This window comes from Kribbella sp. NBC_00709, assembly GCF_036226565.1.
Lineage (GTDB): Bacteria > Actinomycetota > Actinomycetes > Propionibacteriales > Kribbellaceae > Kribbella.
Genome location: NZ_CP108996.1, coordinates 7814369 through 7828527, shown reverse-complemented (window position 1 = coordinate 7828527; position 14159 = coordinate 7814369). Strand labels below are relative to the sequence as shown.

Below are 14159 nucleotides of genomic sequence, written 5' to 3'. Positions count from 1 at the left end.
CGGGGGTTGGCAAGCGCTTGCCGAATTGGCATAGGGTGAGTGGCAACTGAAACGTTGCCGAGCCGGGAGGAATCCGGGTGACTTCCACGCAGGCTGTCAGGTTCGCCGCCGTCGGACTTGATCACGCGCACATCTTCGGTCAGATCGCAGGCCTGATCGCGGCCGGTGCGGAGTTCGTCGGGATGGCGACCGACGATCCCACCGCCGCGATCGCGACCCGGGTCCGCCAGCAGTATCCGGACGTGCCGGTGGCCGAGAGTCCGGACGAGCTGCTCGGCCGGGACGGGATCGACCTGATCGTGACCGCCGCCGTACCGGACCGTCGGGGGCCGATCGCGGTCACGGCGTTGCTGGCCGGCAAGGACGTCGTGACCGACAAGCCGGGGTGCGTCAGCCTCGAGCAGTTGGAGGAGATCGAGAAGGCGGTCGGCCAGAGCGGGCGCTTCTGGTCGGTGACATTCTCGGAGCGGTTCGAGGTGCCCAGCGTCATCAAGGCCGGTGAGCTGGTCCGCGAGGGCAAGATCGGCACCGTCGTACAGACACTCGGGATCGGGCCGCACCGCGTCGGGGACCGCGCTCACCTGGCCGGTGGAGCCGGCCGCCCGGACTGGTTCTACGACAAGAGCCGGTACGGCGGCATCCTCACCGATATCGCCTCCCACCAGATCGACCAGTTCCTGTGGTTCACCGGCGCGCGGACCGCCGAGGTCGTGGCCAGCACGGTCGGCAACTTCGGCAACCCGGACGAGCCGGGCCTGCAGGACTTCGGCGAGATCCTGCTGCGCAGCGAGAACGCGCAGGGTTACATCCGCGTCGACTGGTACACGCCGGCCGGGCTGCCGACCTGGGGCGACGGTCGCTTGATGATCCTCGGCACGGACGGCTACATCGAGCTGCGCAAGTACGTCGACATCGCGGGCCGGGACGGAGGCGATCACCTCTTCCTGGTCAATCAGGAAGGTACGCAGTACATCGACTGCTCTTCGGTCCGGACCACGTACTACGCCGACCTGATTCGCGACGTACAGGACCGGACCACGACGGCTGCGCCGCAGGAGCACACGTTCGAAACCATGCGCCTGGCGCTCACTGCCCAGCAGCAGGCCGCCGTCCGCGGGGCGGCGCAGTAGCCGGAGTTACGACTGGTCGGGGAGTGGTGGCCAAAGGGCCTTGAGGGCGGCCGGCGTGTCAGCCACGGCGTCCGTGCCCAGGAGCGCGAGCTGGAGGAGATGGCCGACCAGCACGCCGATCATTACCCCGGCCAGCGACTCCGCCGACGGCTCGGCCGGTAGCGCCGTCGTCTTCTGGTGCCGGCTGATGACCTCGGCCAGCTCGGCCCGGAGAGTCGAGAGCATCTGGCCGAACGCCATGCCGATCCGCGGATTGCTGAGCGATTCCGACCAGGCCTGGACGCCGATCCCGGCCAGTCCGCTGTCCTGGTTCTTCGCCGTGATGAGCTCCACCGCGGCGGCGAGAACAGTCCCGATCGACTCGCCCGGCCGTTCCTCGGTGACCGTCCGGATCAGGTTGGCCACCTCCCGCATGTTGTCCTCGGCGATCGCCAGCACGATGTCTTCCTTGCCGGGGAAGTAGCGGTAGACCGCGCCCGAGGACAGTTGCGCCTCGGTGAACAGGTCCTGCATCGAGGTCGCGTGGAAGCCGTGGCGGAGGAAGGCGCGCCGGGCCGCGGCGAGGATGTGCTCGCGGCGGGCGTCGCGGTAGCGGTCGGAAACTCTGGGCACGGATCGAGTATAGTCGAAAACGAACGTTCATTGTCGTTTGGCGCGTGAGGCGCGCCGGTCCTACCGATCGAGAGGCGCAGGAAAGTGCCCAAGAATCCGCTCGTACACCATCCGCCGTGGCGGCAGCTGCTGATCCTGTCGGTGCTGGCTCCGCTCGTGGTCAGCCTTGCGGTGCTGATGTTCACCTGGCCGGCCTCCCGCACCGCCGCGCGCAGTCTGCCGGTCGGCGTCGTCGGCACCGGTGCCGTCACGCAAGAGACCGTGCAGAGCCTGACGAAAGCCGCACCGGGCGCGTTCGACCTGCATCTGTACGCCGACGACGCGCACGCCCGTGCCGCGATCGCCGATCGTGAGGTCTACGGAGCGTTCGAGATCTCGTCCCGCCGGTTGACCGTGCTGACTGCCAGTGCTGCCGGGCCGGCGGTCGCCCAGCTGCTGACGTCGACCGCCCAGCAGCTCTCGGTGCACTCCGACTCGGCCGGGCGACCGGTCGTGACCTCGACCATCCAGGATGTCGTGGCGACGTCCGGTGATGATCCACGCGGTGCGATCTTCACCGCCGCGATGACTCCACTGGTGCTCGGCGGTGTGATCCTGGCCGCGATGGTCGCCGTACTCGTCGGATTCCGGCCTGCGTGGCGGGAGGTGGTCGCCCTTGCGGTGGTATCGGGTGTCACCGGCGTCGGCGTACATCTGGTGGCCCAGGACTATGTGGGCGCACTCCCCGGCTCGCGGCTCGAGACCTGGGCTTCCCTGTCACTGATGCTGTTCGCCATCAGCAGCACTGTCGCCGGTCTGGCAGCCCTGCTCGGACCGAGTGGGGTCGCCTTGGGAGCGGTCGCGATGGTGTTCGTCGGCAATCCGTTCTCGGCGGTCAGCTCGGCGCCTGAGTTGCTGCCGAAGGCGGTCGGGGAGCTCGGTCAGCTGATGCCACCGGGTGCGGGTGCGAACCTGCTCCGCAGCGCGGCCTATTTCGACGGACACGGCGCCGCGCAGCACATCGTCGTTCTCGTCGCCTGGAGCGTGGCGGGTATCGCCGCCATCGTCGAGGGCCATCGCCGGGTTGCCGGGCGGCAGTCGGGCCGCCACAGCGCCGATCCGCTGCCAGATCCGCTGCCCGACACGCCACTCCACGACGCGTTGGTCCTGGAAGAGTCGGCCTGAATTCACCGGGTGTGATGAAGTGATGCCTTACTGTGACAGCAATGCTTCAATTCAGCGGGGGGTCATAAGGAGGCTGTCGTGGAATCACCCAGTCCTGCAGCTCGGATCGGTGCGGAGTTTCTAGGGACCTTCTGGCTCGTTTTCGGCGGTTGTGGTGCCGCCGTTCTGGCCGGGGTCGTGCTCACTGCGGACAAGGTCCCGGTCGGCATCGGGTATCTCGGTGTGGCGCTGGCCTTCGGCCTGACCGTGCTGACCATGGCGTACGCCGTCGGCCATGTCTCCGGCGGTCATTTCAACCCGGCGGTCACGATCGGCCTCGCGGTCGCGAAACGGATCGAGTGGACATGGGTCCCGACGTACATCGTCACCCAGATTGTCGCCGCTTCGGCGGCCGGCGCCATTCTGCTGGCAGTTGCCAGTGGCAAGGATGGCTTCAGCGCCGTCGACAGCGGATTCGCCAGCAACGGCTACGGTGACCGGTCGCCGGGTGGCTATTCCCTGCTCGCCTGCGCGCTGGTCGAGATCGTGCTGACGGCCTTTTTCCTGTACGTGATTCTCGGCGCCACCGACGACCGGGCGCCGAAGGGATTCGCCCCGGTCGCCATCGGACTCGGGCTCACGCTGATCCACCTGGTCAGCATCCCGGTGACCAACACCTCGGTCAACCCGGCACGGTCGCTGGGCGTCGCGTGGTTCGCCGGGAGCAGCGCGCTCGGCCAGGTCTGGCTGTTCATCGTCGCCCCGATCGTCGGCGCGGCCATCGCAGGCATCAGCTACGCCGCCATCACCGGCGCCCGCGGCCCCAAGATCGACGAGGGCGTCGCGAACAACCCGTAAACCACCCGGTCTGCCCAGCACACCAAGGGTGGACCAACTGAGGGGTTGACCCCTGAGCTGGCCGGTTGTGCCCCCAGTATGCGAGGGGCGAACCGACCATCTCAGGGGTCAACCCCTCAAACGTCCGGGCAGAGGCTACCTGGGTGCGGGGTACGGCGGTGTGGTGGATGGCCCATGGTTGTGGTGGGGGATTGGACCAGCGGGGCGGGCCTTTGGCGAACTACCGTCGAAGCATGATCAGTCTCGTGTCACCTGCAACGACGGCCTCGTCGGCGGCTTTGGAGGTGGCGACCACGTACCTCTCGCCGGCGCTGCTGAGCCATTCGCGCCGGGTCTACCTGTGGGCGAGCGGGTTCGGCGAGCAGGAGGGCATCCGGTACGACGCTGAGCTGTTGTTCGTGGCGGCCATGTTCCACGACGTCAGCCTGGTGCCGGAGTTCGACAACCACACGGTGTCCTTCGAGGAGGCCGGCGGTCACATCGCGCGCGTGTTCGCAGCCGGCGCCGGCTGGCCGGGCGACCGCCGCGAACGCCTCGGCGAAGTCATCGTCAAGCACATGTGGCCCGACGTCGACGCATCCACCGACCCCGAAGGCCACCTGCTGTCGCGCGCCGCGGCACTGGATATCGCCGGAAAGAATCTCGACGCCTTCACCCCCGCCTTCCGCGCCGAAGTACTCCGGTCGTATCCCCGGCTCGACCTCGTCGACGAGTTCCTCTCCTGCTTCCAGGCCCAGGCCGACCGCAAACCCAATACCTCCGCGGCTCGCGCAATGCAGTCCGGCCTCACCACCAGAATGACCTCCAACCCGCTCGACAACCCCTTATCCTGAGCGATCGCCGGTGAGGGCCGAGGTTCGGAGCAAGGCCTCGAGCAGCTCGGTCGGGAGGTCGGTGACCTGGTCGATGAAGGCGTCCTCGATGGTGAGGTGACGGAGGGCTTCGTCGCGAACCGTTGGTTCCTTGCTCCTCAGCAGGCCACCGAGGAGGGTGGCTCGGTCCACCCAGAGGACGTCGGGCCGGATCGCCTGCCGGAGCAAGGTTTCGGCGACCCGCCGGGCTGGCTGAACGTGGCCGCCCTCGACCAGGCTGGTCAGGATTTCGAGGGCAGACTTGTACAGGGTCTCCGTCAAGCGTCCGAGCACCAGAACCGGCGCGGTGACGAGATCGGCCGCCGAGTCCGCCAGTTCCGTCGGGCCACCGACGCTCCCCTTCGCGAAGGCCACGGCTATCGCTCCGCGCGCGTGATCGTCATCAACGTGATCCGGTGCAACCAGCGCCAGCAGGGGAGCGATGGTGTCGTCAGTCAGCGCCCCGGCGGCGTGGAGTGCGGCGACGGTGTCGGCAATGGCGGACGAGTCGAGGACCTCGATGGCGAGGAGTGGTTCGATCATCGCCTCCGCCTGACGGCGTGCAGCCTCGGAGTCGCCCAACGCAACCCGGGTCTCCACCAAGAACCGCTGCGCACGGAGCCAGCGATAGCCATAGATCTTGAGATCCTCGTCCACCAGCCGCTCGACTCCCGGCAACAGTTGCCAGGTGTCGGCCGGGTCGACCAAGGCATGATCCGGGAGTGCGCCGGCGAGGTTCAACACCACCCCTGGCCGATTGTCGCGTTCAGACGACGACGAGAGCTCCTCGAGCGTTGCCAGGTAGAAGTCGACAGGTTCGTGCGTCACAACCGATGGAGTCAGCGGCTGCTCTGCGCTGTCGTGTAAGTGAGCCTCGATCTGCTGACGAGCCCTGACGAGCCGGGCAGCCCGTTCCGCGGCGACCAGCTGGCCGAACTCGGCCTCGACCGAACTTCGGGCATATTCGCGGTACTCCTCCCAACGACTCGTCCCGAGTGCCGCGACGGCCACCGCCGCGATGATCTCGGTCCTCGACGTGCCGTAGCCAAGGTGCGCCAGCCGAGCGCTGTGTTCGAGGGCCTCGCGCTCAGCACCCTTCGCGGCGAGGTGCCGGACCAGTTGCGCACGAATGGACTCCTGGACCGCACGCCATCCGCCACCCATGGTGGAGCTCTGCAGCGCTGCGGTCACCGGAGTGTCGAGACCAGCCGCCAACAGCACAGAGACCAGCTCGAATGGTGTCGACCCGGTACCTTCGGCCTGTTCGTCATGTGTTTCCGCGTTCTCGGCAGACGCCTGCACCGCTCTGTCGGCCAGATCCCCCACCGCCGCAGGACCACGGACGAGCGCGATGGCCGCAGCGACGTTGGCCATGTTCCAGGCTTGGTGATCGAGCAGCGAGAAGGCCGGCAGTTCGAGCCAGGCGCGCACCTTGGGATCGCTGGTCAGTGATCCCCGCGGATCATCGCTGGTCACGGCCGCGATGGTTGCCATCGACCTCCACCCTGCAGTCTTCACCGTCTGCCGCGCCCACTCGAGGTACTTCCTTTCGTGTGCGTGCCTCGCCGAGGTGGTGAGTTCGTTCGCCTTGGTGAAACAGCTCGCAGAGCGATCCCTGACACCCAGCACTGCGAACGCCTCCGCGAGTACCCCCATCGGCCTGTGTCCCTCAGCGTCGGGCTGGACGGCCATTTCGGCCACCTGCGAGGCCAGTGCTCGCGTCGTCTCCGCCTGACCGGCCCGGGCGGCGAGAAGCGCTACGTCGGCCAGGCACTTGACGCGCTTCTCGAGGTTGACGATCCGCTCGGCCACCCGCTCGGCCTCAGTGAACTGGTCGGCCTTGGCCAGGTCCAGCGCGAGGTGAATCTGGAGCCTCTCCCGGTACTGACCCGCCTGGGTCTCGGCATTCCGGAACTCGTGCACTGCGCGCTGCATCAGCCCGAGGTTGCCTTGTGCCGACGCCGCAGTCGCGATCGCGCCGAGCGCGTAGGCGCGACCGTCCGGCTCCAGGATTGCCTGCGCGAGGCGGAGTGCTTTGTCCCCGTCGCCGAGCAGGGTCCAGACCACGGCAACTCCGGCGGCCGGATAGGTCTGCGACTCGCGCACCGGGCTGCGGGACAACCCCAGTACCGCGAGCTTCAACTCCAGACGCCGCTGCCGGAGCAGGCCCTCGTGGTACGCCGCCACCAGGGTCTGCTGCGTCTGGACAATCTCCTCGTCCGGCAGCACCGGGCTTCCGTCGGCCAGGAACAGCGCCATCCAGCGCCCGGGCGAGGACACCACGTCGTACAGGCGATCCAGGAGCTCGGCCGAAGCCGTGTCGGCGGTCAGGGCAGAGCCCAGCATCGTCGTGTACGCACGCAGCAGGTACTCCGGGGTTTCGGTCGGCCAGTCCTTGCCGGCGTACTCGAGGGCCCAGGTATGCAGCTGACCCAGATAGTCCGGGAGCCGGTCGGCGAACTGGTCGCGTGCGTTCGCCCGCAGTTGGTCGTGAGCGAAGCCGTATCCGCTCGCCGATCCAGGAGCTGGGGTGATCGTCCGCGCCAGGTGGAGTTTCCAGGTCTTCCTGATCTCATCGGGGTAGACAACGGACTGGGGATGCTGTCGCCGGATCAGGCCGGCCAGGTCCGAATGGGTCAGCGGGCCCTCGGCGGCCGCGTGGAAGCCGAGGATCTGGTGGACGAGTCCGTTCGCATCGGACAGCGCCGCCTGCTCGATCTCCTCGCCGGCCAACTGGAAGATCCGGGCAGCAGTGTCCGACGGTGCCAACTGATGGACGTGCTGGTGGAGCGGGTGGCTGGCCGGTATGCCGCTGGGTGCGCCGGCGCGACTGGTGACGAGCAGCGCGGCCCCGGCCGGCAAGGTGTTTGCCTTTGGCAACCAGTCCGCGATCGGGATCTGACCGAAGGCCTGGTACTCGTCCAGGCCGTCGACGACCACCACCAGCCGCCGTCCCTCGGCCACGCAGCGAGCGGCCGCTCTCGCCAGCAGCTTCTTGAACGTCTGGATGGCGGCGTCACCGGTGAGAAGATCCAGCCGCCAGGCCTCCTCGTCCGACCACTGCGCGATGGCGCCCAGCTGCAGGGCCAGCGAGCGGACGGCGTAGTCGGCGGTGTCGAGGTTGCTGGCGCGGCGCAGGAAGCAGGCGACGACGGCGGCCCGGGCCGGATGGCGATTGTTCGAGACCCACCACGCCGTGAGCGCGCTCTTGCCCGCGAACGCGTCCGCCGAGTACCACCACCAGCGGTCGGTTCCGGCCGCAAAGTCGTCCAGACAGGCGAGCTCGTCGGTTCGGTCGGTCAGCAGCGCAGGAGCGAGTTCGGCCGCCACCCCGAGGTACGTCGCGGGGATGAGCTCGGTCAACGATTCCGGGGTCACGTCCGCGGCAGTGACGAAGTTCGGTACGTCGCTCAGCCACGAAGCGCCGGCGTCCGTACCAAGAGGTGACACCGTGAGGACGCCCGCACCCTCGTGCACGTGGTGCTTGGCCACCACGCCGATCAGGCGACCGGCGGCCCACACCGCCGACCCGGACATGCCTGCCCACACTGACTCCACGCTGTCGTGAGTGGCGACGTCAGGCCCGCCGGTCACCGACATCGCCAACGTCCCGAGCTTGTGGTCGGCCGCTGGAATGATGGTGCCGCCGACCGCTGCCAGCTCACGGATCAGGCCGGTCGACTCGTCGCCGGGCTCGTGCAGCTTGTACCAAGGCAGGCCGAGGGCGGTTGCCGTGACCGCCTCCGTGACCTCTCGATCGAGCGTGCCGCGAACGGCGGGAGGACAACCGGCCGGCAGAGCATGACCGGGGCCGGAGATTGGTATCAGGGCCGCATCGACCGACCCATCGGCACAGCGGACCTCGGCTGTGTCGACGACCGCCTCCGCCTCGACGGTCAGCTTCGCTTCGGGATTGATCCAGATCCGGACCGACGTGGCGCCTCGGACGACGTGCGCAGCGGTCAGCACCCAGCCGTCCGCGACCAGGTAACCCGATCCGACCCGAGACTGTCCGTCGGGCCACCTGGTCCGGATCTCGGCGACGCACAGCGGACTGGGATGCATCATCGGTTAGGGCGTCTGCTGTTCTTCGTGTCCGACCTGGCTGTCAACGTCGAGTCCGCTCTGCGTGGACTTCGCCACGCCGTACTCGTCCACCACGACCGTTTCGACCCGCGGCTTGAGGGTGAGCGTGAGCGTCTGCGTGCCGCTGCGCGCGCGTTGCACACCCGCGGACGCCCCCGCCTCGGCCGAACCGAACACCCAGAACTTGCCGGTGATCTTTCCACTCACCTCGCCCGACAGCGTGCGTTCGTGCGCCACCTCGAGTGTCACGGTGATTTCGTCGACGGCCAGTCGCAGCGCGTTCGCCGTACCCGGGGGACTGTCGGTCAGCGCTCGCTCCTGAGCTTGTTGCAACTCGGCCCGAAGGTCCCCCAGAAACTCCACCAGCCCGAGCCCCTGCTCCTCGGGCACCCCTGACGTATCAGCTCCCACCCCGCGCCCCCTCTGAGAAACCTGCCCCTGACGTCGAGGGTGCCGTACCGACCCGTAGCAGCGCCAGAGCCCAGCGGACCAGCTCGAGGGTCCGCCTGTCGGCTCAGGCCAGCAGGGGGAGTAGGTGGAGGATCGGGGCGCCGAGGGTGCCCAGCCAGCCCGCGAGGGTATGGAGCGGTTGAAGGAGGGAGGAGCCGGCCGTTGCGAGTGAACCCGCTGCGAGGAGCAGCCTGGTGAGCCGCTCCAGGGAACGTGCGACGCGGGGACGATCGGGCTGGGGCTCCCTGATCGCCGTCTCGATCTGCGTCACCTCGGCCTCCGCGTCGGCCGCGGTCTGCTCGTCGAGCGGGGTTGTCCGCAGGCCGGCGCGGAGGTCGATCACCGCCTGGCCGGCGGCCTCGGGTGTCACCAGGACGCCGTGCTGCCCGCCGGTGATGTGTTGATCGCGAGCCACGTTGTTGATGTTGCCCGCCGACTGATTGCCGATGTTGAAGGTCATTCGCTCATCCGTCTCATTGCCTTCGGTACTGCGGAGGGGGCGGCGGGAATTCCCGGTTGACGCGCTTGCGACGTGATGTCGCGACGATGTGCAGAACAATTCCGATGATGACCAGCAGGATGCCGACGGTGTTGATCAAGCCACCGACCGCGGCGATCGCGAGACCGCTGAGATCGAGGTCCGGAGCAGTGGTCGAATCGGAACCCCACACCCTGGCGAACCACTGGAAGTAGTTGAAGCCGCCGACGGAGGCGACTCCCAGACCGATGACGAAAAGGGCGACACCGGTCCACACGAGCCAGCGGGCCTTCGTCTTCGTGGCCGCGATCTCGCGAAAGAAGCTCTCCCGCTGCTGTACGACGTAGTTGAACTGATCGCGCCCGACGTTGTTGATCTCGTCGGCTCGTTGGTCCCTGATGTCGTAGCGGACCTCCTGAGACTCCCGCCGCGGGCGAGGATCCTCCGAGCCGTCAGCTGTGTACCGGAGTCGAAGACCGGCGAACGCGACCGTGTCTCCGGCGCGCAGTTCGCGCGGACCGGTAATGACGACGTTGTTGACGTACGTGCCGCCGGACGAGCCGAGGTCCTCGACGTAGTCCGCGTCACCGCGCCGCCAGAGAGTCGCATGCGTGCGGCTGACCTGCAGATCGTCGAACCGCACGTCGCACGTCGGCAAGCGGCCGATGGTCAACCGGTTCCCGACCAGGTCGATCCGCCGCCCGTGATCCGACCCCGCGCTTTCCACGACCAGGTACGTCGCCGATGGCTGCGCCATAACGGACACCCCCTCTCAGCAAACCACCATCGACGGTGGCAGTCGAGGGTTGTCGGTGGTTGAGGTGGGGCGCATGATCGGGGGATGGTGAAGGTGCGTTCGGTCGCGCGGGGGGAAGCTGGGGAGCGGGAGGCAGACGCCTTGGCGGGTGCTGCCTTGAGGGGGCGCCAGGTGCGGGCCGGCTCGCGGGAGTTCGGTGAGTCGGAGGGGGTGCGGGCTCCGGCCAGTGTGAAGCGGGCGTTGGGTGGGCGCGGTTCAGAGCTTCCTAGTTCGGTGCGGGCGGGGATGGAGCAGCGGTTCGGGCATGACTTCGCGAACGTGCGGATCCATCAGGATGATGCGGCAACCCGGGACGTCGAAGCGCCGGCCTTCACGGTAGGGAACGACATCGTGTTCGGTCGCGGGGCCTATCCACCGACGAGCCCGGCCGGGCGGCAGATGCTCGCCCACGAGCTGGCGCACGTGGTGCAGGGGACGCCGGGAGTGGTACGGCGGTACCGCAGTCCGAAGGCGTTCAACTTCGGGGTCGAGGACGACGCCGTACTGAAGGAAGGCTCGTTCGACCCGAACACCGACAAGGCGACCAAGCCGTGGATCGAGTCGGTCAAGGTCGCGTTCGCGTCGAAGGCCATCGACGGCGACGGGTTCGAGTACTGGCAGGGCAGCGCGAGCGCGACGTACTTCAACAGCCCGGCCAAGGGCACCGACTTCACCTTCCCGGTAGCCGGCGGCGTCGTCGGGCGGACGACCGATCGCGGCAACTTCACCGTGTTCCGGATCGAGGGCGCGGGCTACAACAGCGGTGCGTACTCCGGGACGCCTGGTGTCGACTTCGACCCTGCCCAGCGCGAGGGCCCGAACAATCGGTACACGAAGGTCGACGCACGCGGCGATCGGCTCAGCAACATGAGCTTCGCGGTCTTCTACAACCAGGGCGAGTCCCTGCACGCGGGTCCGGTCGATGCCGGTTCGCACGGCTGCGTGCACGTCGACTGGAACAACCTGAACACGATCAAGCGGCTGAACTACCACAGCGTCATCGGCCTGACGAAGGTCGCCGTCACCTACCCCAAGGCTCCGTAAAGCATCGGCAAATCATTGGTACGGCCAACTGCCGACGCCTTGGCGGGTGCGGTTCGCCGTGTCACAGTGGATGCGGGCTTGGCTCGCCGCTCGTCGCGAATCCCGGTTGGTCCGGCCCGCCATGGCTGAGCCAGGGGGGTGCGCTATGGATGAACTGCGGCTGCGTCTGCTCGGATGCTTCGCGTGTGAACGAGCAGGGGTGCAGATCGACCTGCCGCTCGGTCTGCAACGACTGGCGGCCTTCCTCGCGCTTCGCGGGATCTCGCACCGATGCCTGGTGGCCGGTGCGTTGTGGCCGGAAGTGCCCGAAACGCAGGCGTTGGCCAGTCTGCGCACGAGCGTGTGGCGGATGAACCGGCTCGCGTCGGGCCTGCTGGAGATCGTCGGCGACGCCTTACGCCTGGCACCTGACGCGCACGCGGACAGCGAGGCCCAGGAGAGCGTCGTCGACGACGTCCTGAGCCGGCGGTACGTCGACGACTCGACACTGGCCGCGCTCTGCCGGCCCGAGTTGCTGGCCGGGTGGTACGACGACTGGGTGGTGTTCGAGCGCGAACGGCTCAGCCAGCTCCGTCTGCATGCCCTCGAGCTCGCCGCCCGGCTGTTCGTCGATCGGGGACGTCTGGACGTCGCTCTTCGTCTGGCGCTCGAGGCCGTGCGGGCGGAGCCGTTACGCGAGACCGCGAACGAGGTGCTGATCGCGGTGTACATCGCGGAAGGGAACACGTCGGACGCGATCCAGCGCTACCACCTGTACCGCGACCTGCTCTGGCGTGAACTGGAGCTCGAGCCGTCGCCCCGGTTGGGCGGGCTGCTGCCGCGCAGGGGCGGTGTGTTGACACCGATGTGACGGTGGGTGGCGGATGAATGGTGTATGAGTACCGATGAACTCCGCCCAGGTGGACTCATCGTCATCCGGCTGTGGAGAGAGGCCGGGGATGAGGTCCGCATTCGCATGACCAGCTCCACCGACCTCCGGCCGGAGTCGGTGCGGACGCGCGTCGTGACGAGCCGGGACGAGGTGCTGCGGCTGGTCGAGGGTTGGCTCGACGAGGTACTCGGACCGGTGACGCGGTCGTGACGGGGCCCGCGGTTGGCTGGACACATTGGCCGACCGGCGGATGGGGAAGAGATCATGCCCTCGACACTGAGCGCACCCGGAATCTACATCGAGGAGTTGCGCGGAGGGCCCGGCCCGATCGTCGGGGTGAGTACGTCGTTCACGGCGTTCGTGGACTGGTACGCACGCGGACCGGTCGGCGCGGCCACCCGGGTGGACAGTTTCGAGGAGTTCACCCGCCTCTTCGGCGGCCTGCATTCCCAGAGCTGCGCGTCGTACGGCGTGATGCAGTACTTCCTGAACGGTGGCGCGACCGCATGGATCGTGCGCATCGGGCTGGCCGATGACAAGAGTGCGACTGCCAAGCTGAAGGACGAGGACGACGCGGACACGCTGACCGTCACCGCGGCCGCACCTGGCGGCTGGGGCAACGGCCTGCGGGTCGCCGTGACGAGCGGTGCCGCCGATGCGGTGAACCTGGTCGTCGGCGAGGTCGCGGCGGACGGCACCATCGCCGTACGCGAGATCCACCGGAACCTGCCGGCCGCGACCGCGGACCTGATCGCGGCCGTCAACGACGCGTCGGATCTGGTCCTCCTGACCGACATCGCCGCGACCCCCAAGGGCCCCGAGCCGGTCGCGGGCTCGGCCACGGGCGAGCCGTTGGACCCCACGACGTACGTCGGGCTGACCGGCGGCGTCGACGCGACGGTGTTGAAGGCGGACGGTACGGCGAACGACGCGACGAAGCTGGCCGCGGCGCTCGAGGCAGGGCTGGCGCCGCTGACCAGGATCGAACCGGCCGTGTTCAACCTGCTGTGCGTCCCCGCTGCGGCGACCCTCGGCGACGGCTTGGACGAGCTCGTCGACAAGGCGTCGAAGTTCTGCGAGGACAACTTCGCGTTCCTGGTCGTCGATCCGCCGCCGGGTGCCGCGACCGACACCGGCGCCGAGATGGCCGCCTGGGCCGCCGGCACCGACGCTCCGACCGGATCGAAGAACGCAGCGATCTACTGGCCCCGGTTGACGATGCCGGATCCGCTCGCGAACGGGATTGCCCGCGACACCGGCCCGAGCGGCGCGGTCGCCGGCATCTTCGCGCGGACCGACGCGACCCGCGGTGTCTGGAAGGCTCCGGCCGGTATCGAGGCAACCTTGCGGGGCGCGGACCTGAGCTCGGTCGTCAACGATGCGGACAGCGCCCGGCTGAACCCGATCGGCGTCAACGTGCTGCGGACCTTCCCCGTCGTCGGCAACGTGGTCTGGGGCGCTCGGACCTTGGTGGGCGCGGACCTGCTGGCGAGCGAGTGGAAGTACGTCCCGGTCCGCCGGACCGCGCTGTACATCGAGCAGAGTCTGCGGGCCGGGCTCAAGTGGGTCGTCTTCGAGCCGAACGACGAACCGCTGTGGTCGCAGATCCGGCTGAACGTCGGCGCGTTCCTGCAGGACCTGTTCCGCAAACAGGCCTTCCAGGGCGCGACCCCGCGCGACGCCTACTTCGTCCGGTGCGACCGGAACACCACCACGCAGGGCGACATCGACCGCGGAGTGGTGAACGTCCTGGTCGGGTTCGCTCCGCTCAAGCCCGCCGAGTTCGTCGTCATCCAGATCCAGCAGATGGCCGGCCAGGCCGCCGGTTGAGAGGTAGCAC

At 68.2% G+C, this 14159-nt stretch carries 13 protein-coding genes; 8 read left to right on the top strand and 5 right to left on the bottom strand.

The genetic code is table 11. The features are described 5' to 3' along the window. Positions 1-77: 77 nt before the first annotated feature. On the top strand, positions 78-1130 hold the full coding sequence (locus OHA18_RS38205; protein WP_329000263.1) for a Gfo/Idh/MocA family protein: 1053 nt from the start codon (positions 78-80) through the stop codon (positions 1128-1130). 6 nt (positions 1131-1136) lie between these two features. Here the strand turns inward: OHA18_RS38205 and OHA18_RS38200 are convergent, their stop codons facing one another. Further along, positions 1137-1742 (bottom strand): TetR/AcrR family transcriptional regulator, encoded by a 606-nt coding sequence (locus tag OHA18_RS38200; protein ID WP_329000262.1) that lies wholly within the window; start codon positions 1740-1742, stop codon positions 1137-1139. 84 nt (positions 1743-1826) lie between these two features. Between OHA18_RS38200 and OHA18_RS38195 the strand changes: the two genes are divergently transcribed. The 3 genes from OHA18_RS38195 (at position 1827) to OHA18_RS38185 (ending at position 4576) form a co-directional block, all read left to right on the top strand. Beyond that, entirely contained in the window at positions 1827-2906 is a 1080-nt protein-coding gene (locus OHA18_RS38195) for an ABC transporter permease (protein WP_329000261.1), read from the top strand. 78 nt (positions 2907-2984) lie between these two features. Beyond that, the gene (gene aqpZ, locus OHA18_RS38190) at positions 2985-3743 is read left to right on the top strand and encodes an aquaporin Z (protein ID WP_329000260.1); all 759 of its coding nucleotides are present in this window, start codon (positions 2985-2987) and stop codon (positions 3741-3743) included. A 233-nt stretch (positions 3744-3976) separates the two neighbouring features. Beyond that, positions 3977-4576 carry an HD domain-containing protein gene (locus OHA18_RS38185; protein WP_329000259.1) on the top strand — a complete coding sequence of 200 codons (600 nt, stop codon included), beginning with the start codon at positions 3977-3979 and terminating at the stop codon, positions 4574-4576. On the opposite strand, the gene OHA18_RS38180 is transcribed toward OHA18_RS38185, so the two are convergent. From OHA18_RS38180 to OHA18_RS38165, 4 genes are all read right to left on the bottom strand, one after another. Next, positions 4568-8662: a trypsin-like peptidase domain-containing protein gene (locus OHA18_RS38180; protein WP_329000258.1), complete on the bottom strand. Its 4095-nt coding sequence runs from the start codon at positions 8660-8662 to the stop codon at positions 4568-4570. The two genes, OHA18_RS38185 and OHA18_RS38180, sit on opposite strands and share 9 nt — an antisense overlap. Before the next feature lie 3 nt (positions 8663-8665). After that, on the bottom strand, positions 8666-9070 hold the full coding sequence (locus tag OHA18_RS38175; protein ID WP_329000257.1) for a trypco2 family protein: 405 nt from the start codon (positions 9068-9070) through the stop codon (positions 8666-8668). A 124-nt stretch (positions 9071-9194) separates the two neighbouring features. Then, positions 9195-9590, bottom strand: a complete 396-nt coding sequence (locus tag OHA18_RS38170) for a hypothetical protein (RefSeq protein WP_329000256.1) — start codon at positions 9588-9590, stop codon at positions 9195-9197. Positions 9591-9603: 13 nt separating this feature from the next. Beyond that, the gene (locus OHA18_RS38165; RefSeq protein ID WP_329000255.1) at positions 9604-10365 is read right to left on the bottom strand and encodes an FHA domain-containing protein; all 762 of its coding nucleotides are present in this window, start codon (positions 10363-10365) and stop codon (positions 9604-9606) included. 84 nt (positions 10366-10449) lie between these two features. On the opposite strand from OHA18_RS38165, the gene OHA18_RS38160 reads away from it, so the two are divergent. The 4 genes from OHA18_RS38160 (at position 10450) to OHA18_RS38145 (ending at position 14149) form a co-directional block, all read left to right on the top strand. Further along, a complete protein-coding gene (locus OHA18_RS38160) occupies positions 10450-11448 on the top strand; it encodes an eCIS core domain-containing protein (RefSeq protein WP_329000254.1) in 999 nt (332 codons plus the stop codon). Positions 11449-11593: 145 nt separating this feature from the next. Then, positions 11594-12298, top strand: coding sequence for an AfsR/SARP family transcriptional regulator (locus OHA18_RS38155; protein WP_329000253.1), 705 nt, complete (start codon positions 11594-11596; stop codon positions 12296-12298). 24 nt (positions 12299-12322) lie between these two features. Next, positions 12323-12529 carry a hypothetical protein gene (locus tag OHA18_RS38150; protein ID WP_329000252.1) on the top strand — a complete coding sequence of 69 codons (207 nt, stop codon included), beginning with the start codon at positions 12323-12325 and terminating at the stop codon, positions 12527-12529. A gap of 54 nt (positions 12530-12583) precedes the next feature. Then, positions 12584-14149, top strand: coding sequence for a phage tail sheath family protein (locus OHA18_RS38145; RefSeq protein ID WP_329000251.1), 1566 nt, complete (start codon positions 12584-12586; stop codon positions 14147-14149). Positions 14150-14159 lie beyond the last annotated feature (10 nt).

Coding starts and splice junctions, on each gene's coding strand:
- OHA18_RS38150 (WP_329000252.1), top strand. CDS start 12,323: ATGAGTACCGATGAACTCCGCCCAGGTGGACTCATCGTCATCCGGCTG.
- OHA18_RS38160 (WP_329000254.1), top strand. CDS start 10,450: ATGGTGAAGGTGCGTTCGGTCGCGCGGGGGGAAGCTGGGGAGCGGGAG.
- OHA18_RS38165 (WP_329000255.1), bottom strand. CDS start 10,365: ATGGCGCAGCCATCGGCGACGTACCTGGTCGTGGAAAGCGCGGGGTCG.
- OHA18_RS38180 (WP_329000258.1), bottom strand. CDS start 8,662: ATGATGCATCCCAGTCCGCTGTGCGTCGCCGAGATCCGGACCAGGTGG.
- OHA18_RS38170 (WP_329000256.1), bottom strand. CDS start 9,590: ATGACCTTCAACATCGGCAATCAGTCGGCGGGCAACATCAACAACGTG.
- OHA18_RS38185 (WP_329000259.1), top strand. CDS start 3,977: ATGATCAGTCTCGTGTCACCTGCAACGACGGCCTCGTCGGCGGCTTTG.
- OHA18_RS38145 (WP_329000251.1), top strand. CDS start 12,584: ATGCCCTCGACACTGAGCGCACCCGGAATCTACATCGAGGAGTTGCGC.
- OHA18_RS38155 (WP_329000253.1), top strand. CDS start 11,594: ATGGATGAACTGCGGCTGCGTCTGCTCGGATGCTTCGCGTGTGAACGA.